We start from the raw sequence: 21,720 nt of genomic DNA, 5'->3' as shown, positions 1-21,720 counted from the left end.
GGTGGGGAAATTTGGGAAAGGTATACATTGTAGGAGCGGGACCCGGCGATGTTGATCTGATTACGGTAAAAGGCCTGAAATGCATTCAAACAGCTGATGTGATCCTGTACGATCGTTTAATCAATCAGGAACTGCTGCATCATGCGAAAACCGGAGCAGAATTGATCTACGCCGGAAAGATGCCGGGTTTTCATCACAACCAACAGGAAATCATCAATGATTTATTAGTGAAGTACGCAAAAAAAGGAAAAATCGTCACCAGGTTAAAAGGCGGTGATCCCTTCGTATTTGGCAGAGGAGCCGAAGAAGCGCAAGCGTTGGCGGACAATGGAATCCCATTTGAAATTGTGCCGGGGATTACATCAGGCATTGCCGCTCCCGCCTATGCAGGGATTCCTGTAACACACCGGGACCTTGGCTCAAGTTTTGCCATAGTGACAGGCCACATGAGGGCTGGTAAGGATGATTCTATTCGGTGGAAAAATTTAGCCGAAGGTGTTGATACATTAGCCATTTATATGGGTGTCGGCAATCTGCCTTATATATGTGAACAGCTTACAAAATACGGAAAATCAAAAGATACTCCGGTTGCCTTAGTTCATTGGGGCACTACAAGGGATCAGCATACCATTACAGGCACGCTTGCGACAATTGTTGAAGTGGCTAAGGACGCAAAAATTAAAAACCCCAGCATGATCATCGTCGGAGAAGTTGTCGGATTGCGGGAAGAAATTCGCTGGTTTGAGCAAACTCTGGAATACCGGCAGGAGACGGTGGTGTAGACGGGGGGATCAATATGCAGGCAGTTCTATATGTAGCCCATGGCAGCCGGCTAAGGGCCGGTGTCACGGAAGCGATTCAGTTTATTGAAGAAAGTAAGGCTTATATTGATGCGCCCATTCAAGAGATTTGTTTCTTGGAGCTTGCAAAACCAGGAATCTCCGAAGGTATCTCAAAATGTGTGGAACAGGGCGCTTCAAAAATAGCGATTATCCCTATTTTACTATTAACTGCGGGCCACGCTAAAAAAGATATTCCTGAAAAGATTGAGATGGAAAAAAAACAGTATCCTTACATTCAATTCACTTACGGAAAAACATTTGGGGTTCATCCAAAAATGATTGATAGTCTCTATGATCGCATGATTGAACAAAAGGTTCCGTTAACTTCGGATGCCGCTGTTTTACTCGTTGGAAGGGGCAGCAGCGATCCTTCGGTCAAGAAGGATTTAACCAGAATTGCGAATCAATTAAAAGAAAACTACCAGTTTAAGCAAGTTGAAGTTTCTTTTCTTTATGGTGCAAGTCCTCATGTGGAGGAGGCTCTTAATTTATTGGTGGATTCCGGACGCAAACAAATATTTGTTATTCCCTACTTATTATTTTCCGGCCTGCTGATGACTGGATTAAAGAGCAAGATTAAGGAATTGACAGACCGAAACCATCCCATTCTTTTGTGCGATAGTTTAGGTTATCACCCGAATGTTCAAGAGGTTCTTTTGGAACGTGTCAACGAGTTGATTGGCAATTAGGAGGGGATAAAGCATGGAAACCTATCCCGTCATGCTTAATTTATATGGAAGAAAAGCCGTAATCGCAGGCGGAGGGAAGATAGCCTATAGGAAAACAATCGGTCTTTTAAAAGCCGGAGCTAAGATAACGATTATCAGCCCTGATTTATATTCGGAGTTTAATAATTTGTTAGAGTCCGGCCAGGTTGAATGGAAACAGAAGGAAGTCGAGGCAAATGATTTAAAGGGCGCATTGATTGTGATTGCAGCAACAGATAACAAATCGGTCAATAGGAAAATATCCGGCCTTGTATCTCCTCACCAGCTTGTTAATGTTGTCGACGATTCAAGACTTGGCAATTTTCATGTGCCTGCAAAGGTCACAAGAGGCAAACTGACCATTGCTGTAGGAACGGATGGGGCCAGTCCGATATTGGCACAAAAGATTCGGGATGAAATTGCGGATGTTTATGATGAGTCTTACAGGGACTATCTTCTTTTTCTTGAAAAAGCAAGAGAAAAAATCTATACGAAAAAGAGACACATCACACTCAGAGGGCAATTATTAAAAGAAATAACACAAAAAGAATACCGGACTACGGAAAACCAACAGAAATTTTTAGAAAGGATGAATGGTAAAAATGGGAGGGCGGAAACAAAGCCATGAAATTGCCATATCGGAAATTAAGTCATTGTTAAATACGATGAATTACGGTTCTATCACACTAATTATACAAGACGGTGTAGTCATTCAGATTGAGAGAAATGAAAAAATCAGATTGAAATAAACTTCATGGGAGGTGAATACTATTGCTACTGCAAGTAACGAACAGTCCATTTAATCAAGAACAGGCTGAGCTTTTGAATCGTTTGCTGCCATCATTATCAGAAAGTCAACAATTGTGGCTGAGTGGATACTTAAGCGCCTGCAACACTCAGGAAGCAGCGTCTGCCGTCGGCCTGCAAAATCCCCCAGGAGCTTTGCAGCAAACGGAGGCGACACAAGCGACTAAAGAATTAACAATCCTATTTGGTTCCCAAACAGGGAATTCGCAAGGATTGGCTGAAGAAATATCAGAAAAACTGAAAAGCATGGAGTACAAAATCACGTTGGAGTCCATGAATGACTTCAAAGTGAAAGACTTAAAGAAACTTACTTATCTATTAATCATTGTCAGCACCCATGGCGAAGGGGATCCGCCCGATACCGCCTTGCCTTTGTATGAGTTCCTATACAGCCGCCGGGCTCCGAAATTAAACGATTTACACTTTTCGGTGCTCGCTTTAGGTGACAGCTCTTATGAGTTTTTCTGCCAGACAGGAAAACAATTTGATGCACGGCTGGAGGAACTGGGGGCGAAACGTCTGAGTCCCCGTGTTGACTGCGACTTGGATTATGATGAACCGGCGACCAAGTGGTTTGAAGACGTCGCCAAGAGCTTGAAAAAAATGGATGGAGACATCTCGAGCGGACCGGCTGGTGAGGGGGCATTTGTCTCTGCGGTGTCAAGTCCCATCCCAGACCAGCCAAAATATTCAAGAACAAACCCTTTTCGGGCGGAAATATTAGAAAATATCAATTTAAACGGCCGTGGTTCCAATAAAGAGACCCGCCATTTGGAACTATCCCTGGAAGGCTCAAATTTTAAATTTGAACCTGGAGACAGTATCGGAATATATCCTGAAAATGATGAGGAACTGGTCAATTCGATCATCGAGGAACTCCAGCTTGACCCAAGCGAATCTGTCCCGATCAATAACCAAGGAGAAGTTCGTTCTTTAGTGGAAGCATTAAAGAATCATTATGAGATTACTGTTCTATCAAAACAACTATTGGAAAAGGCCTCTGAAGCAAATGAAAAACTAAAGGAGTTTATTGAATCCGGGGATCATCACAAGGATTATGTGAAAGGGCGGGACTTGTTAGATTTAGTCCGTGATTTCTCTCCGTGGAATATCTCAGCCGGAGAACTGGTTGGAAAATTGCGTAAGCTCCCTGCCCGTTTATACTCCATTGCGAGCAGTTATCAAGCCAACCCTGACGAGGTTCATTTGACAATAGGGGCAGTCCGCTATGAATCCCACGGGAGAAAGAGGAACGGTGTATGCTCTGTACATTGTGCTGAAAGGGCTGAGCCTGGTGATGCTTTATCAGTTTATGTCCAAAGCAACGCCAATTTCAAACTCCCTTCGGATCCGGATATTCCGGTTATCATGATTGGCCCGGGCACGGGTGTCGCACCATTCAGGTCTTTTCTTGAAGAAAAAGAGGAGATTGAAGCAAAAGGGAAAACATGGCTTTTCTTCGGCGACCAGCACTTTGTTACGGATTTTCTTTATCAGGTTGAATGGCAAAGATGGCTTAAAAATGGAGTGTTAACCAAAATGGATGTCGCTTTTTCACGGGATACGAAAGAAAAAGTGTACGTTCAACACCGTATGCTTGATCATAGCCGTGAATTATATGATTGGCTTCTGGAAGGAGCCCATGTTTATATTTGCGGAGATGAAAAAAATATGGCAAAAGATGTCCATGCAACGCTCCTTGAGATTCTTGAAAAAGAAGGCGGTATGACCTCTGAGGAAGCAGTTGCTTATCTGGCGGAAATGCAGCAGGAGAAGCGTTATCAAAGAGATGTGTATTAAGAAGGTGAAGGGAGACAGGGATGAATAATGTCAAAAACAAAACTTTCCCCAACGCAGGATGGTCCACCAAGTGATGTCGAACGAATCAAAGCTGAAAGCAATTACTTGCGCGGCACATTAGCCGAAACAATTTCAGACCCGCTAAGCGCAGGTATACCGGATGATGATAATCGGCTGATGAAATTCCATGGCAGTTATTTACAGGATGATAGGGACGTGCGCAATGAACGGCAAAGACAAAAGCTGGAACCTGCGTATCAATTTATGGTCAGAGTAAGAGCACCCGGCGGTATCGTAACATCAGACCAGTATATAGCTATGCACAATATTGCCAAAAAATATGCAAATGGGACTTTAAGATTAACAACAAGGCAGTCGTTCCAAATGCACGGCATTCTTAAATGGAACATGAAGCAAAGTATAAGGGAAATCAATGATTCGCTATTGGATACTCTCGCCGCCTGCGGGGATGTGAACCGCAATGTGATGTGCAATCCGAATCCATATCAGTCGGAGGTGCATGGAGAGGTATATGAATGGGCCAAAAGAATAAGTGAACATCTTTCTCCAAGAACCCGCGCTTATCATGAAATTTGGCTGGACGGTGAAAAGGTGGCAGACAGTACCGAGAGTGATGTGGAGACTGAACCTATTTATAGTCCCGTTTATTTGCCGCGGAAATTTAAAATCGGTGTTGCAGTGCCTCCTTCCAACGATGTAGATGTATTTTCGCAAGACCTGGGTTTCATTGCCATTTTACAAGACGGACATTTGCAAGGCTTTAATGTTACAGTTGGCGGAGGAATGGGAATGACACACGGGGATACAGACACTTATCCTCAATTGGGTCGCGTCATAGGTTTTTGCTCCCCGGACCAGGTGGTGGATGTGGCTGAAAAAATAGTGACCATACAAAGGGATTATGGAAATCGCTCTGTAAGAAAAAATGCCCGTTTCAAGTATACGATAGATGCCAGGGGCATAGAGTGGCTGATCAATGAACTTCATGATCGTCTCGGCTGGGAGCTTCAGCCTGCCCGCCTATTTGAGTTCGAACATAACGGCGACCGGTATGGCTGGGTAAAGGGCATCAACAATAAATGGCATTTTACTTTGTTCATTGAAAACGGAAGAATCAAAGATCATGAAGAGTATAAACTGATGACCGGACTGTTGGAAATTACAAAAATTCACCAAGGGGACTTCAGACTTACTCCAAACCAAAATTTGATCATTGGTAATATCGCGGAAGAAAATAAAGCCCAAGTGGAACAATTGATAAAAGCGTATGGACTGACAACTGGCAAACAGCATTCCGCATTGCGTAGAAATTCCATGGCCTGTGTTTCCTTGCCGACATGCGGGCTGGCCATGGCTGAATCGGAACGTTACTTGCCATCACTTCTTGATAAAATTGAGGGGATTTTAGATGAAGCAGGTCTGAGAGAGGAAGAAATTGTCGTACGTATGTCCGGATGTCCCAACGGCTGTTCACGGCCAGCCTTGGGAGAGATTGGATTCATTGGAAAAGCACCAGGAAAATATAACTTATACCTGGGCGCAGGTTTTTCCGGAAATCGGCTAAATAAGCTTTATCGTGAAAATATAGGTGAAAAAGAAATTTTGGAAGAGCTAAAGCCTATCATCCATCATTACGCAAAGGAACGTCAGGAAAATGAACATTTCGGAGATTTTGTGATCCGTACAGGTTATGTAAAAGAGGTCCATTCGGGATTGGATTTTCATGATTGATATAGATCATGAAATGGTCCCTGACACAAACAAAGGAAAAGTGGAGGTGGTTGTTCATGGGCTCGGCAGATAAGGAGCCGGACTCGTACTAATGGAAGACAGTTTATACTAAAGAGAAATAGATCCCGGAGAGGGCGGCTCTTTCGGGATCTATTGAATACAGACTTATTTTCCCCAAATTTCTTCAGCAATTTCAACAATGAATTTCAACTTTTCCCATTGCTGTTCTTCAGTCAGCTCATTTCCGTGATGGGTCGAAGCGAAGCCGCATTGCGGGCTCAGGCAGATTTGCTCAAGCGGAACATATTTAGAAGCTTCTTGTATCCGTGCCTTGATGGCTTCCTTGTCTTCCAATTCACCGGATTTGGAAGTGACGACGCCGAGAACAACTCTTGGACCGTCTTTTGGTATATAGCGAAGCGGGTTGAAGTCTCCGGAGCGCTCATCATCATATTCAAGGAAGAATCCGTCCACTTTCTCTTTGGCCAGCAGCGTCGGCGCGATCAGCTCATAGCTTCCTGAAAACGCCCAGCTGGACTGATAGTTACCGCGGCATAAGTGTGTGGTTACGAATAAGTCTGCCGGTTTGTCCTCGAGCACGCCATTGATGACGCGCAAAGCCAGATCGATGTATTTTTCCCTTGTGAAGCCATTTTCATCAAATTTTCGATCCGGTGAAGACAGGCCTGCGATATAAACATCGTCCAGTTGGAGGTATCGCACTCCCGCATCATAGAATGCTTTGATAGTTTCCTTATATGCTTGAATAATATCGTTTGCGTAATCTTCGATATCGGGATAGATATTTTCATCGCGGATGCCTATATGGAACAGCTGATTTGGACTTGGGATCGTTTGTTTCGCGACAGCGCGTCCACCTACGATTTCATTGAATTCAATAAAATCTTTGATAAATGAGTGCTCAGGATTAAAGGAAATCTTACCTGTGTTGCGGACCCCGTATCTCTCGGTTTCCTTGTTGTGGAATTGATATCCCGATTCAGGTACGTATCCTTCAAAGCCGTTGAGTTCCTCCAAGAAGTCCAAATGCCACCATGTCCGGCGGAATTCGCCGTCTGTCACAAGTTCCAAGCCTGCATCGATTTGCTTATCGACAATGCGTTTGATTTCTTTGGTTTCTACTTCGCGCAATTGCTCAGCCGAGATTGTGCCTTCCTTGTAATCCTTTCTTGCTTGGACAAGGCTTTCTGGACGCAATAGGCTTCCTACGTGGTCTGCTCTGAACGGTACTGCGGTTGTTAAAGTCGTTGTCATTTTTGAATACCTTCTCTCTTTTGTAATATAAAAAAATTGAGGACCTTCTTGGATAAAAAGAAGGTCCTCAATAACTGAAAACAAACTTCTTATCTATTTGGAATTAGCACCATTTCCTTGAAAAAGGCTGGTTGCTGAGACTTCATCGGGCCAATCCCTCCGTCTCTCTGGATAAGAAAATCTGTATAAAGTTGTTTAATTAACTGATATTCTACTTTATTACAAACTCTGAAGAAATGCAAGAGATTTGTAAAAAAGCCCAGATGGGAACGCCAATGCCCTTATGATTGAAACTGAAACATATCCCGTAAATGAATTCGCGATATATTGTGATATGATATGAATATAACGAAATTAACGGATGGGGGATAGCCGCATGAAATTGGTTTATGAAGGCAAAACGAAAACCGTATTTGAATTGGAAGATGGAAACTATTTATTAAAATTCAAAGATGATGTCACCGGGGAGGACGGAGTATTCGACCCGGGTGCCAACACAGTCGGCTTGACAATCGAAGGGGCAGGAAAGACGGGGCTCCGCCTTACTAAATTTTTCTTTGAACTTTTAGAGAAGAAGGGAATTCCGACCCATTTCGTTAATGCTAATATAGAAGACGCGACTATGACAGTAAAGCCGGCGGAGATGTTCGGCAATGGCTTGGAAGTGATTTGCCGTTACCGTGCGGTAGGAAGCTTCTTGCGCAGATACGGTATGTATGCGGAAGAAGGGCAGGAGCTGGACGGATTTGTTGAAGTGACTTTGAAGGATGACGCCCGCCAGGACCCGCCGATCAGTGAAGATGCACTGGCCATGCTTGGCATTTTGAGCCATGACGAATATAAAAGGCTGAAGGAACTGACAAGGGAAATCGGAGCGATTGTCAAAGCCGAACTTTTGGAAAAGGGGATCGACCTATACGATATAAAACTGGAATTCGGCAGAGCGGGCGACAACAAGGAAATCACTTTGATCGATGAAATTTCCGGAGGAAACATGAGAGCATACAAAAACGGAGAATACATTGAACCTTTGAAGCTCGGGGAATTGATTCTCAGCGAATAAGAGTAATTTGAAAAAATGAAGATTAAAATATTGGGATTTGTCCAGTTCCAGCGCTTATCGACTAGCAGACTTCGTGACTCCTCCTACGATAAGTCACTCCAGTCTGTACGTCGATAAACAGGCGCTTACACTTTTCTAATAAGGAGGAGAAACAGTTGGATCAATTTATGAAAAGAGCAGTGGAATTGGCCGATGAGTCGGTAAAGGAAGGCGGGCAGCCGTTCGGGGCTGTTCTTGTAAAGGACGGGAAAATCATTTCTGAGGGCATCAATGAACTGCATCTGAAATACGATATAAGCGGCCATGCTGAACTCATTGCCATCCGGAAAGCCCAGGAGCAGCTGCAGACACTGGATTTAAGCGGCTATACGATGTATGCAAGCGGGGAGCCATGCCCCATGTGCATGACGGCTATTTATTTTTCAGGGATTGAAAATGTCTATTATTGCGGGACTGTCGAAGATGCCAAAGCCGCCGGCCTTGGCAAATCAGTCTATGTTTATAATCAGTTGGCACTGCCCCGGGAAAAGCGGGATGTACATATGGTACATATGCCTTTGACGCAGGGAATGTCCAACCCGTTGGAAAACTGGACAGAAAAAGAAGGAAAGTAGCCCGAAGGGAGTATAGGCATGCAGATTGTTTCGTTGTGTCCAAGCAATACGGAGGTCATCGGTTATTTGGGGAAGGAAAGCATGCTTGTTGCCGTAGATGATTATTCCAATTGGCCTGAAAGTATTAAAGGATTGCCAAGGATAGGCCCGGACCTTACGATTGACATGGATAAAGTGGAGGCCATGCAGCCTGATCTCGTCATTGCCTCTCTCAGTGTGCCGGGGATGGAGAAAAACATTTATGAATTGAGCAGGCGGGATATCCCTCATATTATTCTCAACCCTAATTCTTTGGAAGAGATTGCCTGCGACATTGAAACGCTTGGGGAGGCACTCGGTTTTCCTGAGTTGGGGAAAGAGAGGGCTTCCCATTTCAGGGAAGAAATCCGGCAAAGAAAGATTTTCGCCGAAGGCAGGAATGAAAACTTTACAATCTATTGGGAATGGTGGCCCAAACCCGTTTTCACGCCGGGAGGGCCCAATTGGCTGACGGAAATCAGTGAACTTGCGGGAGGCCGGAATATTTTTGAATCTGAGCCCCGGGCAAACGTTCAGACGGATTGGGATGACGTAGCCAAAAGAAACCCGGACCATATATGCATGGTCTGGGTAGGTATTGAGAAAGAAAAGGTCAGGCCGGAATTATTGAAAAAGCGGCCAGGCTGGGAAAAGATCAAAGCAGTTCAAAACAATCAGGTGCATGTCCTTGGCGATTCCCTTTATTGCCGGCCGTCGCCGAGATTGTTATTAGGCTTGGATAAACTTATTACTACATTGTCGGGTCAATCTCCTCTGCGGTAGAAGCCTTTGCCGCAGGTGGGGATTGACCCATTTTAATCAAATTAAGAGGGTCAACAGCCATCACTGCGACGGGCAAAATATGAACGACAGCCTCCAAGGAATATCCTGCTGCCGTCATGAACAGGCTGATACAGGAATAAACAATATAATGGGCTGCACCCCAAAAGGGATGCCAAACTGCTCAAAGAGAGCCGTCTTTTTTCAAGATATAGGAAAGTATATAATTTGACTAAAATTTTCTTTAGAAAAGTAAGCGCCTTGTCTAGCTCCAGGCGCCATCGGCGCAAGGATTAAGCCAAGCGCTGCTGAAGGCAAATTGCGCATTCTTCAGCGCTTGTCTAGCTTTGCGCCGCTAGACGGGCGCCTTGCGCTTTTCTTATAACGGTCATTAAATACATAGACAATGACGGCATTTCAAAAGTACAATATCAATATGGATGGATGCCCACTTAGGAAAGGAACCAGACATAAGCCATGAAACATGATGTGCAGAAGACAAGAAAAAAAAGAATACTTATCATTATTTGCTTTATATTCGCTGTCACATTGTTTATTCCTACACCTTTTTATTTATTTCAGCCCGGTTCGGTAGAGGAATTGAGTTCAAAGGTAACGGTTGAAGAGGGGGAAAAGGCAGGGCAGGGCCATCTATATTTGACTACTGTCCTGTCAGTGAAGGCAAGCAATATTTATTATTTGGCATACGGCCTTCTTGCGCCGCACACAGATATTCAGCGGTCACACGTTGTGAAAGGGGATATGTCTGAGAAGGAGTATAACCGCTGGCTGGCCTATTTGATGAAATCCTCACAGGAAAACGCCATTACGGCCGGATTAAAGGCGGCTGGAGAAGAGGTGCAGGTTGTCCCGAAAGGGATGATTGTAAGGAATTTCAGCAAAAATTCAAAGGCAAAGGGGATTATTGAAGCGGGAGACCTCATTTTAAAGGTTGACGGAAGAACGATCAAAGCAACCGAGGATCTGCTTGGCTATTTTAAAGGAAAAAAAGCTGGGGAAAAAGTAAATGTCGTTTTTTCCCGGGATGGGAAAAAGAAAGAAGAGCAGGTGGAGCTTGTTCTCCTGCCGGGGAAAAAGTCACAGCCAGGCATCGGGGTAGGCCTTGAGGAATATGTAGAGGTAAAACCCGCCCGGAAGGTCAATATTCAGGCTGGAGAAATAGGCGGACCGTCTGCAGGCCTGATGTTCTCCCTCGAAATCTACAGGCAGGTGACAGGGGAGGATATCACCAAAGGATATAAGGTCGCCGGGACAGGTACGATTGACAAGGCCGGAAATGTAGGCCAAATCGGCGGTATAGCCGAAAAGATTGCAGCTGTTGATAAAGCTGGAATGGACATATTCTTCTGCCCGATGGATGTCCTTCAGGGCGATACAAATGAAAAAGAAGTAAAAGCCGAAGTTGAAAAATATGGATATGACGTTAAAATAGTACCGGTTAAAACATTGGATGAAGCTGTAAATTATTTAGACAGGCTTCCTCCGAAGTCATAGGAGGCATTCAACATGATAAAAAAAGCAAGTAAGCTGTTTTTGGCAGGCATTCTAAGTGTCGGATTCATTTTTTACGGACAGGGAAAGGCATCTGCAGAAAACGATGATGTCATTAATGAAAAATTAGGCGTGCCGATCGTTGTTTACGGTGAAACTCTTACAGGCGACCAGAAAGAAGAAGTCAGAAGGCTTCTTAAAGTGGATAATCCGCAAAACGTCGATGAAATTACAGTCACTGCCAAGGATTTGGCCCGCTTGATCAATGGGAATCCAAACTCCAGAATGTTTTCGTCAGCTAAAATTACATTAAAAGAGAAAGGGAACGGACTGGTCGTAACAATTGTTACACCTGAAAACATCACTGAGGTCACAACTGAAATGTATGCCAACGCCCTTCTGACAGCGGGCGTGGAAAATGCGAATGTCGATGTTGCGTCACCTGTTAAAGTGACAGGCCACTCCGCTTTGGTCGGAATTTATAAGGCATATGAGAGCAAAGGAGAAGTCCTCGATAAAGACCGCATGGAAGTTGCCAATGAAGAGCTGGAACTGGCAACAGAACTCGCGGACAAAGAAGGATTGAGCGATGAAAAGGTAACAGAGCTGCTCACTGAGATTAAAAAAATGATTGCAGAACAAAATCCTGCAACGAGGGAAGAGGTGGAGCAAATCGTTCAGGAGCAATTGAACAAAATGAGTATTGAACTGAGCGAGCAGGACCGCCAGCTGCTGATCGACCTTTTTGACAAAATGCGCTCTTTGGACATTGATTTCCGCCAAGTGAAGAAGCAGCTTGAGGACATTTCCAAGGATATCAAAGGGAAGCTGGAAAAGGTTGTAGGAGATGAAGGGTTCTGGGACAGCGTAGCGAACTTTTTCCAAAAATTGTTTGATTCCATTCGCAATTTGTTTAAATAAATGAAATAAAAAGCTCCTGGAAAATTAATTCCAGGAGTTTTTTATAGTTAAAGTATAAAATTTTACCGAAGTTTCTCTTCAAACAAAGATTACATAATGTCCAGCCCCAGGCGCCATCGGCGCACGGATCAAGCCGCATTGCTGTGGTGGCTAAAAAGCTCCCTCATCAAAATTCCTCTTGTGCTTGTCGCCTAAGGCTGCGCGCCTTGCGCTTTTCTTATCATACGTAAAAAATAAGAATAACGATAAAGTAAACGACCATGGCGATCAAACCTACAGGAACACCGAAACGTGCCCATTCGCGGCTTGTAATATTTAATTTGCCTGCCGCAATGATGTTCGGGATATTTCCTGGAATAAGCATTCCGCCGCTGATCATGAGTCCGAGTAAAATGGATACAAGGGTCGGATCGCTCATTTGAGGACTGATTTCTGCTGCAGCCAGTGTGGCGTTATCAAGGATAGCGGAAATCATGTTAATCCAATATAAGATCTGCGGGCTGAGCCCAAGCAGATATTTTTCGATAAATGGTTCAAAACCTGCTCCGAGCAGTGTAAGGCCCATGACGAATAAATAAACTTTAAAAGCACGGATGAGTATCTCTGGATAGCTTTCAGCTTCGAGACTGGATGATTCTCCAGCGCCGCCCCTTGTTGGGTCGACAATAAATGCCGCTAAAATACCAAATAAAATGACGGCTGAAATGACATCCGGGCCGATCAGACGGAGCAAATAGAAGAAATCGGCATTCAATTTGCTTACGGCGATGGTTGCCAACGGTTCTCCGATCGGTGTCAAAGCTGCACCAAGCCCGATAGAGAAGCAGGCGAGAATGACAAGGCGGATTGAGGCTTGGCGCTCAAGGCGCAATACGCTTACAATCACAACCAGGACAATTGCCGCAATAATCGCAGTAATGATACTTGAGATTAAACCGAGAACGATTACAACTAAAGCTATAAACAAGCGTGATGGGATAGCACGGCTCATTCCCAGAATTCCTTTTTCAATTGATGTCTGGAACCATTTGAACAGAAGACCTGCAATCAGAACAGCAAGTGTAATATGTATTGGATCCACCAATGCTTTTGTAAACAGTTCTCCTGTCAATACGTGGCTTGTCCAAGCCGCCAGGATCCCCATAACAAATAAAAAGGCTTCCAAATTCTTTTCTACAATTCCTACAGTAAACGGCAAGAATAAAACTAGAATTAGTATAATAGTTAAACCAAGAATCATAACCCCATATCCTTTTCTATATAATTTCAATATTTTCTATTATATATGAAAGCGGATAAAGAAGAAAGTAGTACAATTTTACATAGAAAAGAAGGGTTGATAGACCCGTCGCCGTTTTTTGGAAAAGAAAAAGCGGAAAGCTCGGCTTTCCGCTTATTAATCTTATTGAATTCCACCAACGATTTTCTCATATTCCACTGGTTTAGGTGCCACTTTGGCCCTTTCAAGTGCCGGTGTATCAGGGCGTGCAATTCTATAAACTGCTGCACCCACGATTTCCGCAGTCTCTTGAAGTTTTTCCTTACTGATCTTATCAAGTGTATCCTCTGGGGTGTGGTACCAAGGTTCTACAGGGTTGTGGATGAACAATGCTGCTGGAATGCCTGCCTCATAAAATGGAACATGGTCGCTTCGGCCTTCCTGACCGTACGTTAGTGGAGTGCCAGTCCTTACTCCTGCAGCTGCAGAGAGGTCTGTAACTACGTTTTTCTCTCCGTCAACGGTAAACATGACGAGGTCACCAGCATCTCTGCTTCCAACCATATCCATTTGCCACATGCCGACTATACGATCGCGCTCATCTTGGGAGAGGGAGTCAACATACTCGTACGAACCGACGAGACCAAGCTCCTCCGCTCCAAATGTAACAAATCGGATTTCAGTGTCGGTAGGCATATTAGCCATTACACGTGCCAGTTCAAGAGTAGCGGCGACTCCGGAAGCATCATCGTTTGCACCAGGCGCCCCAGGAACAGAGTCATGGTGCGATCCTACAACAATGATTTGGTCTGTTGCTTTTTTCTTTTGTGTCGGCTTTTTAACAGCAACCACATTATGCGATGTTTCCTGAACAATTCTTCCATCTGTCACACTGACCGTTGCAGAAATGGTTTGTCCTTCCGCCAATCCCGCTCTTAATCTTTCTCCGTCTTCCCGTGAAAGGGCTACAGCGGGTACGTAATTATCATTTGCTTCTCCAAGTGTTCCGTTAATCCCACCTGGTTCATTATTGAAAATTATGACTGCGGAAGCACCCGCATTGGCGGCATTCAATACTTTCTCACCAAAGGAAATTTCTCCCCTTTGAACCAGGGCGATTTTTCCGGTCAGATCCATACTTTCAACATCCGAGGCTCTCCCAAGTCCTGCATATACCAAGTCCGCTGTTACAACTCCGTTCGGTGTGTATGTAAAACTGCTTGATGACAAGGCCTCTCCACCAGCTGTGACAGCCACTTTTGGAGCATAATAATTCTCAAATGTGAATGGCTGAATTTCCGTTTCATATCCGTATGAAGAGAGCCTTGCTTCGATATACTGGACTGCATTCCACTCCGCCTCAGTTCCTGCTACACGTGGCTCTGCGGCAAGATGGGCAATGTGGTTGTACATATTATCGGCACTTATCTTTTTGATTATTTTATTATCAAAAGCTTTTTGTGCCTGGGCCGGTGGAGCCGGTGCTTCCTTAGCGAAAGCAGCAGGAACACCGACTGCTAAGCTGGCAGCGATCAATAGAGCTGCTAATGGTTTTTTTCTTATTACCACGATTATTCAAGCCTCCCTAAAATTTTAATATATTACTATATTGATTGTAGTAATTATTCCAATAATTTAGGAAGTGGATATAGTCCTATTGTTTTTACGGGACTTTTTATGTGTATAAGCTTCGTAATCAACGAATAAGGATGGTCATATACTGAATAGGTGCCTAAAAGAGGGGGAAGGGTGATTGGGATACAGGATTTTCGAGAATGCTTTATCCATTCATGAAAAATGCAACAATTTATCTTATACGAACCGGCTTGTACTCGTGGCGATTTTCAGCGGATTGGCAGCGGTTTTTCAATCGGCTGGTTCAATATTTCCAGAAATGGGGTATTTCGTCAGTCCATTGGCAACCGCGCCCATATCTTTTGTTCCATACTTTCAGTGCGCCTTGGCTTCTTATCATACTTGCTTCAATCATAACGGCTTGTTCAGCACTATCTATGGGAATATTGACTGTGCTGTACGTATTGAAGTTCCCTTTGCTCGGCCCTGTGGCATCAACTGCTCCGAAACTATCAGCTATTGCCGGAATCGTATTATTTTCGGAAATTTACAGCTGGGTATGGGTGCAGATAAGTCGCCTAAGGCTGCACGCCTTGCGCTTTCCTTATAACTTTCCAAGTCACACCGGTGTTCGGTAATCCGGTGCAGTTTTTCGGTTATTCTTTGTTTTCATCCCATCGAATAATCATCTCTTTCATGATTGTTCGGGTGACCTTCCCATCATACTTAAGAATTAGGAAGGGGGATATCAAATAAAATCGGTTCCAAAGATGATATCGCGACTTGAAACAATTCTTCAAACTCTCCCAAAGCTTTCGGTCTGAATCCCCTAATGCCGAAGCTTTCGGCAAGAAGGACAAAATCAGGATTTCCGAACGATACACCGACGCTTTTACCAAGTTTCTTGTTCATCATTTGTTGCTCGAGCTTTAACACTCCGTCGTTCAGAACGATAAAAATCAGAGAAATCCCAAGCCGTTTAACTGTTTCCAATTCGGAAATTGTCATCATTGCACCGCCGTCTCCGGTTATGGAGATAACGGGAGCATGTGGCCGGGCAAGCTTGGCTCCGATCGATCCTGGAATACTAATACCCATGGAAGCAAGTCCATTTGAAATGATCAGATTTTCAGGCTGCTTCGGCTGATAGGTACGTGCTATTGATATTTTATGTGCCCCGACATCGGAAACAACGATAGTGTCTTCTGGTGACAGCATTTCAATGGCGTGCAATATGTTCTCAGTTGTCAGGGGCAGGTGTGAATTATCATCATACCCTGACTTGATTTGAAAGGAATGCTCGATCTTTTGTTTTAAATTTCCGGAAGGGATCCAGCCTTTGGAAGGAATGCTGCGAGTGCTCAAATTTTGCAACGTTTGCTTTATGTGGCCAATCACCTCTGCTGCTGTTGGGTAATACTCGTCCGGCTCAGGTGTTTGTGAGTCGATATGCAAGATGGGGATTTTTTTTCGATTCCATTCCTTAGGCGGCCTTTCCACGGGATCAAATCCGATAATAATCAACAGATCTGCTTCATCAATTCCTGACAAGACCAAATCATTTTCAGAGAATCCAAACGTAAAATAGTTATAAGGGACGTTTTTAGGGATCACCCCTTTTGCCATAAAAGAGTGGGTGGCAGGTGCTTGTAGCTTTGATAGAAAAAGAAGCACGTCCTGAGACGCATCCTGTCTTATGACTTTATCACCGATAATGACAAACGGTTTTTCACTTTCATTCACGAGGGAAATAGCTGACTGAACAGCTTTCCCGGCAGGAAGAACAGGCTGTTCCTCCGTTATTGGCACTACTCCAGGCGGGACCGATTCAAACGCCAGGTTTTCAGGGAGTTCCAGAAACACGGATCCCGGCTTTTCTTCGTTTGCGGTTTTAAATGCCTTCCGAACCATTTCAGGAATCGTGTCAGCTTCTTTGATCTGGGCCGCCCATTTTGTAGCGGGTGCCATAACATCGGTCATCTCTATAAACTGGTGAGAATGCTTATGCTGCTTGTTAAGCCCTGTCTGCCCGGTAAGAGCGACTACAGGACACCCGTCAAGTGTAGCCGTAGCCAAACCTGTTAACAGGTTGCCCGCTCCGGGTCCCAAAGTAGCCGTACAAACTCCAACTTTTTTAGAAAGCTTTCCATAAACGCATGCCATAAAAGCCGCTCCTTGTTCATGGCGGACCGGAACATATTGAATTTGCGTGGAACGGGAAATGGATTCAATGAGATCAAGAGTCTCTTTCCCGACAATTCCAAAAACATATTCTACACCTTCATTTTCCAAACACTGTACCAATACATCTGTTGCTTTCATCGATATCCTCCGCAGTAAAAGTTAGAGTTAGCTTTGGCCATTGATGTTAAAAATATGAATGCATTACCCTCAAGTATTGAATAAATGAAAAAGCATACGTTCTTTATCATCGAAGAATTGTTTCATTAGTGTGAAATGCTCCGTATTTTCAAGAGTCGTTTTCCTTACACCTTCTTTTGTGAACTCATACAATAGGGCATCAGGATACGCCATGATGACCGGGGAATGTGTGGCAATAATGAACTGGGATGATTGGCCGGCAAGCTCATTGATCCGGGACAGCATCGATAATTGCTTTAAGGGTGACAATGCGGCCTCAGGTTCATCCATGATGTAAAGTCCTTTTCCCCTAAAACGATGTGTGAAGGCAGCGAAGAATGACTCCCCATGCGACTGCTCATGGAGAGAAACTCCTCCGAATTGATCAATGATACGCGGGCTTCTCGGTTCACGATCAAGCTCTTCAATATTTGTTGCCACATTATAAAATGTTTCTGCCCGAAGAAAAAAACCGTCTTTTGGTCTTTGCACTCCTTTTATCAGGCGAAGATGCTGTTCCAATTCGGAGTGGGAATCGCGGGTTGAAAAGTTGAAGTTGAAAGATCCGCCTTCAGGATTGAATCCGGCGGAAATGGCGATTGCTTCAATTAGAGTTGACTTCCCCATCCCGTTTTCACCTACAAAGTATGTCACTTGAGGGTGTAAGGGGAGTTCGTTGAGAGATTCGACCGCCGGAAGGCAAAAAGGGTATTCAGCGTTTGATGGTATGTCGTCACGTAACAATTTGATCTTTTTAATATATTGGTTGGATTCATTTAACTTCACCATTATCCGCTCCATAATAAATGTTTCTATCATCTTACCTTATTTGGAACAAAATTTGATAAGGAAATACCATCATTTTATTTCCCCGGCAATAATCGACAACGTTAATCTTATTTCCCCGGGAATATTCGACATGTAAAAATATTTTAATAGAGGTGAGGGTATTGGAAATAAAAAAGGTTAAGGGAATCACGCCAAATGATGTTGTGGGACTGACGGCACCCTCAGGCCCTGCCAGTCAAGAGAAATTGAAAAAGGCTATCGCTGCATTGGAAGAGGCAGGTTTCCGTGTGGAAGTCGGAGAAACGTGCCATATCGAGCATAGAGGGTATTTGGCAGGACCGCCTCAAAATCGTGCGGCAGAATTAAGCAGCATGTTTTCAAATAAGGAGATAAAAGCAATTTTTTGCCTGCGGGGAGGGTATGGCTCCCCGCAAATCTTGCCTCTTCTTGACCAAGAACAGATTAGGAACAACCCAAAACTGTTCGTCGGCTATAGTGATATCACGGCTTTGCATCTTTTCCTTCAGCAATGCTGTGAAATTCCGACAATACACGGACCGATGGCCGCTTCGGATTTAATTGACGCGGATTCTTTCACCAAGGAAGGCCTTTCCCGGTTAATAAAAGGTAACATTTCATTAGGAAGATTGTGTAACCCTCCTGGAGAAAGGATGGAAGGTATGATCCCTGGAAGGGCAAGCGGAATACTCACAGGAGGGAACTTGACTCTCATCTCTGCTTTGATGGGAACCCCCTATGAAATAGACACGAAAGGAAAAATTTTATTTCTCGAAGAAATAAATGAGGAGCCGTATAAATTGGACAGGATGATGACGCAGCTTGCGTTAGGAGGTAAATTTTCAGAAGCGGAAGGGGTTGTTCTCGGGAGTTGGACCGGGTGCCATTTTGATTCAAACTTTAACATTAAAGATCTATTTAAGGAGATCCTTGAACCGTTCGGAAAGCCTGTTTTATTCAATTTAAGGGCAGGACATTGCAGACCGATGGTATCTCTGCCTTTAGGGGCATTTGTGGAAATTAATGCCGGCAAAGGAGAATTAGTGATCAAAGAGGGTATTATACAATAGGCAGAGTCCTTGCTATACTCTACGATCCATTATAAGATAATGGATAATTTTACAATTTTACTAATATATTTGTCAGGTTAGGAGCAGGCATTATCAATGACGACAACAAACTTGGTGATTTTGCAGACAAGCGATATCCATGGAAACATCTTTCCGGTCAACTATGGAACGAATGCCTATGCTGATGTTGGGCTGGGAAAAATTTCAACCCTTGTAAAAAAAGAACGGAAAAGCAATGACAACGTCCTATTAATCGATAATGGCGACCTGATCCAAGGGACGCCGCTGACTTACCATTACGTCCGCTCAGATGAACATAGACACCTTCCGAATCCCATGGTGGCTGTATTGAATGAAATGAAGTATGATGCCGGGGTGTTCGGCAATCATGAATTCAATTACGGGCTGGGAAACTTAAAGGCCGCTGTAAAACAGGCGAGCTATCCTTGGCTGTCAGCCAATATTTTAAACGCCGCCAACCAAAATCCGTATTTTGGAAAACCATACACGATAAAACAGTTTGATGATCTGAAGGTGGCCGTATTAGGTTTAACAACCCCCTACATACCGTACTGGGAAAAGCCGGAAAATATTGTGGGATTAAAGTTTGATGATCCTGTGAAAACAGCGAAAAGGTGGGTGCCGTTTTTAAAAGAAGAAGAGCGGGCTGATATCGTCGTTGTATCATATCATGGCGGCTTTGAAAGAGATTTGGACACAGGTGAGCCGATCGAAAAAATTACCAGGGAAAATCAAGGCTACCGCTTATGCATGGAAGTGCCGGGCATTGATGTCCTTTTAACCGGCCATCAACATCGGCAAATTTATGGAAAAGAGCTGAACGGAGTCATTGTCCTGCAGCCGGGAAGTTCAGGAGCCTTTCTTGGGAAGGCTGTATTGAAGCTTGAAAAGGCTGGAGGGAGGTGGAAGGCAGTAAGTAAACATTCCGAGCTATTGTCAGTTCAAGGGGTGCCGGAAGATCGGGCGCTGCTGGATAAAGTGGAAGTGTACGAAAGGAATACACAGGCATGGCTGGACCAGCCCATCGGGAAAATAGAAGGGAATATGCTGGTGGAAGATGCCATGAAAATCAGGCTGCAGGATAATGCACTCATCGAATTTATTAACAAGGTACAAATGGATGCTGCAGGAGTGGATATTTCAACTACGGCCCTATTTGACAATGAATCCCCGGGGTTCCCTCCACATGTGACGATGCGTGATGTCGTCTCCAACTATATTTATCCGAACACTTTAAAGGTTATCCGTATATCGGGTAAGGATATGAGGGATGCCTTGGAGCGCTCCGCTTCTTACTTCATGCAATATAACGGCAAAAAAATAGAAGTAAACCCGGCATTTACGACACCAAAGCCGCAGCACTATAATTATGATATGTGGGAAGGAATCGATTATATCATCGATATTTCCAAGCCTGAGGGGCAGAGGGTTGTCAAGCTGGAATATAAGGGTCGACCTGTTTTGCATGAACAATCATACGATGTCGTAATGAGCAATTACCGGGCGGGAGGCGGCGGACAATATTTTATGTACCAGGGAAAGGCTGTCATAAAAGAAATACAAATTGATATGTCCGAGCTGATCGCCAATTACTTTCTCAGGGAAAAAACGGTGAAGGCAACGGTGAATAACAATTGGAGAGTGATTCACGATTAGCTGTCTTTGAGAAACGAGGCGTTGATCAATCCTCCGACCAGCAGTACTGCAGCCGTCAAGTAGAACCAGATCATTAACACGATAATGCTCCCAAGCTGTCCGTATAGCTGGGAGTAATTGATGTAAGAGACATAGTATGAAAACCCGATGGATACGCCCTGCCAGCCTATCGTCGAAAAAATGGCGCCCGGGACAACTGACGAAAAAGGGATTTTCCCGCTTGGGACAAATTTATAAAACAGAAGAAAGAATAGGAATAAATAAATTGTTCCAATGACCCATTTGATCAGAAACCAGGACTCATAAAAAAGCAAGGGCATGTCGACTTGGGAAGATAAAAAAACGCGTCCGATTTCTTCTCCAATGGGGACAAGTAAAGAGATGGTCAAAGTAATCATCAGGATAGCCGTTAAAAATAAATCCTTGGCAAGAGCCAGAAAAAAACCTTCCTTTCTGATGATACTGTATGCATCATTCATTGCCCTGACAAGGGATTGAACTGCCATGGAGGATATCCAAAAGGAAGCGATCAGGCTGAAAGAGGCGAGCTTTGTCCTTTGCTTATCGAAAATAAGGATGACATTGTTCTCGATGAGAGCATAGCTCCCTTTGGGAGCGAATTGTTCGATGGCAGACAATACATCCGTCGAATGGATGGGAAAAAAGCTCAGCAGGGAAAGGACGAAAATCAGGAAAGGGAAGATGGATAACATAAAGAAGTAGGCCATTTGAGCAGACTGGTCATGGAACCGGTCTATAAAGAAACGTTTAAATATATCCAAAATGAGCCTCATGTCCATCCTCCCCTGAATTGTCCGCATTCTACTTTACATTATTCCCGTACCTTCAAAATTATTTTCCCCGCATTTTTATTTTTCTCGATGAGAGCAACAGCCTCGCCAATCTTTAATTACAGAGAA

At 44.1% G+C, this 21,720-nt stretch carries 20 protein-coding genes and 1 riboswitch; of the genes, 14 read left to right on the top strand and 6 right to left on the bottom strand.

Annotated features, from left to right (window positions below):
* The first annotated feature begins 11 nt into the window (after window positions 1-11).
* Genes cobA through cysI form a run of 6 tightly spaced genes read left to right on the top strand, consistent with a single transcriptional unit; the run spans window position 12 to window position 5,908 of the window.
* On the top strand, window positions 12-782 hold the full coding sequence (gene cobA, locus D4N35_RS06695) for a uroporphyrinogen-III C-methyltransferase (RefSeq protein ID WP_120071726.1): 771 nt from the start codon (window positions 12-14) through the stop codon (window positions 780-782).
* Between the two features lie 14 nt (window positions 783-796).
* Window positions 797-1,531, top strand: coding sequence for a sirohydrochlorin chelatase (locus D4N35_RS06690; protein WP_120071724.1), 735 nt, complete (start codon window positions 797-799; stop codon window positions 1,529-1,531).
* Window positions 1,532-1,544: 13 nt separating this feature from the next.
* Window positions 1,545-2,177, top strand: coding sequence for an NAD(P)-binding protein (locus D4N35_RS06685; protein WP_120071722.1), 633 nt, complete (start codon window positions 1,545-1,547; stop codon window positions 2,175-2,177).
* Window positions 2,152-2,298, top strand: a complete 147-nt coding sequence (locus tag D4N35_RS06680) for a YezD family protein (RefSeq protein WP_120071720.1) — start codon at window positions 2,152-2,154, stop codon at window positions 2,296-2,298. The genes D4N35_RS06685 and D4N35_RS06680 overlap by 26 nt, the downstream gene beginning before the upstream one ends.
* Before the next feature lie 22 nt (window positions 2,299-2,320).
* Window positions 2,321-4,156: an assimilatory sulfite reductase (NADPH) flavoprotein subunit gene (locus D4N35_RS06675; RefSeq protein WP_120071717.1), complete on the top strand. Its 1,836-nt coding sequence runs from the start codon at window positions 2,321-2,323 to the stop codon at window positions 4,154-4,156.
* Between the two features lie 27 nt (window positions 4,157-4,183).
* Complete coding sequence (gene cysI / locus D4N35_RS06670) at window positions 4,184-5,908, top strand: assimilatory sulfite reductase (NADPH) hemoprotein subunit (RefSeq protein ID WP_120071715.1); 1,725 nt, start codon at window positions 4,184-4,186, stop codon at window positions 5,906-5,908.
* Between the two features lie 165 nt (window positions 5,909-6,073).
* Here the strand turns inward: cysI and D4N35_RS06665 are convergent, their stop codons facing one another.
* Complete coding sequence (locus D4N35_RS06665) at window positions 6,074-7,183, bottom strand: 5-methyltetrahydropteroyltriglutamate--homocysteine S-methyltransferase (protein ID WP_120071746.1); 1,110 nt, start codon at window positions 7,181-7,183, stop codon at window positions 6,074-6,076.
* Window positions 7,184-7,269: 86 nt separating this feature from the next.
* Window positions 7,270-7,361, bottom strand: a riboswitch (SAM riboswitch).
* Between the two features lie 198 nt (window positions 7,362-7,559).
* On the opposite strand from D4N35_RS06665, the gene D4N35_RS06660 reads away from it, so the two are divergent.
* The 5 genes from D4N35_RS06660 to D4N35_RS06640 all read left to right on the top strand — a co-directional run bounded on the left by D4N35_RS06660 (window position 7,560) and on the right by D4N35_RS06640 (window position 12,091).
* Entirely contained in the window at window positions 7,560-8,246 is a 687-nt protein-coding gene (locus D4N35_RS06660; protein WP_120071713.1) for a phosphoribosylaminoimidazolesuccinocarboxamide synthase, read from the top strand.
* Window positions 8,247-8,401: 155 nt separating this feature from the next.
* Complete coding sequence (locus D4N35_RS06655; protein WP_120071711.1) at window positions 8,402-8,860, top strand: nucleoside deaminase; 459 nt, start codon at window positions 8,402-8,404, stop codon at window positions 8,858-8,860.
* A gap of 18 nt (window positions 8,861-8,878) precedes the next feature.
* Window positions 8,879-9,661, top strand: a complete 783-nt coding sequence (locus D4N35_RS06650) for a cobalamin-binding protein (protein ID WP_120071709.1) — start codon at window positions 8,879-8,881, stop codon at window positions 9,659-9,661.
* Between the two features lie 474 nt (window positions 9,662-10,135).
* Complete coding sequence (locus tag D4N35_RS06645; protein ID WP_120071707.1) at window positions 10,136-11,173, top strand: SepM family pheromone-processing serine protease; 1,038 nt, start codon at window positions 10,136-10,138, stop codon at window positions 11,171-11,173.
* Between the two features lie 12 nt (window positions 11,174-11,185).
* Entirely contained in the window at window positions 11,186-12,091 is a 906-nt protein-coding gene (locus tag D4N35_RS06640) for a DUF1002 domain-containing protein (RefSeq protein WP_120071705.1), read from the top strand.
* A 220-nt stretch (window positions 12,092-12,311) separates the two neighbouring features.
* Here the strand turns inward: D4N35_RS06640 and D4N35_RS06635 are convergent, their stop codons facing one another.
* Both D4N35_RS06635 and D4N35_RS06630 read right to left on the bottom strand, forming a co-directional pair.
* Complete coding sequence (locus tag D4N35_RS06635) at window positions 12,312-13,331, bottom strand: DUF1646 family protein (RefSeq protein WP_120071703.1); 1,020 nt, start codon at window positions 13,329-13,331, stop codon at window positions 12,312-12,314.
* A gap of 162 nt (window positions 13,332-13,493) precedes the next feature.
* Window positions 13,494-14,879 (bottom strand): M28 family peptidase, encoded by a 1,386-nt coding sequence (locus D4N35_RS06630; RefSeq protein WP_120071701.1) that lies wholly within the window; start codon window positions 14,877-14,879, stop codon window positions 13,494-13,496.
* A 184-nt stretch (window positions 14,880-15,063) separates the two neighbouring features.
* On the opposite strand from D4N35_RS06630, the gene D4N35_RS06625 reads away from it, so the two are divergent.
* Window positions 15,064-15,495 carry a hypothetical protein gene (locus D4N35_RS06625; protein ID WP_235870313.1) on the top strand — a complete coding sequence of 144 codons (432 nt, stop codon included), beginning with the start codon at window positions 15,064-15,066 and terminating at the stop codon, window positions 15,493-15,495.
* Window positions 15,496-15,611: 116 nt separating this feature from the next.
* Here the strand turns inward: D4N35_RS06625 and D4N35_RS06620 are convergent, their stop codons facing one another.
* Together D4N35_RS06620 and D4N35_RS06615 are read right to left on the bottom strand one after the other, a co-directional pair.
* A complete protein-coding gene (locus tag D4N35_RS06620; protein WP_120071699.1) occupies window positions 15,612-17,207 on the bottom strand; it encodes an acetolactate synthase large subunit in 1,596 nt (531 codons plus the stop codon).
* A gap of 69 nt (window positions 17,208-17,276) precedes the next feature.
* Complete coding sequence (locus tag D4N35_RS06615) at window positions 17,277-18,035, bottom strand: AAA family ATPase (protein ID WP_120071697.1); 759 nt, start codon at window positions 18,033-18,035, stop codon at window positions 17,277-17,279.
* 161 nt (window positions 18,036-18,196) lie between these two features.
* Here D4N35_RS06615 and D4N35_RS06610 point away from each other — a divergent pair, with 161 nt between their 5' ends.
* Entirely contained in the window at window positions 18,197-19,123 is a 927-nt protein-coding gene (locus D4N35_RS06610) for a S66 peptidase family protein (RefSeq protein ID WP_235870312.1), read from the top strand.
* A 96-nt stretch (window positions 19,124-19,219) separates the two neighbouring features.
* Window positions 19,220-20,800 (top strand): bifunctional metallophosphatase/5'-nucleotidase, encoded by a 1,581-nt coding sequence (locus D4N35_RS06605; RefSeq protein ID WP_120071695.1) that lies wholly within the window; start codon window positions 19,220-19,222, stop codon window positions 20,798-20,800.
* On the opposite strand, the gene D4N35_RS06600 is transcribed toward D4N35_RS06605, so the two are convergent.
* Window positions 20,797-21,594, bottom strand: a complete 798-nt coding sequence (locus D4N35_RS06600) for a YihY/virulence factor BrkB family protein (protein ID WP_164876303.1) — start codon at window positions 21,592-21,594, stop codon at window positions 20,797-20,799. The genes D4N35_RS06605 and D4N35_RS06600 overlap by 4 nt on opposite strands.
* Between the last annotated feature and the right edge of the window lie 126 nt (window positions 21,595-21,720).

It is taken from the genome of Siminovitchia fortis (assembly GCF_003605365.2).
Taxonomy (GTDB): domain Bacteria; phylum Bacillota; class Bacilli; order Bacillales; family Bacillaceae_C; genus Siminovitchia; species Siminovitchia fortis.
This window is presented reverse-complemented; position numbering and strand designations above follow the sequence as displayed.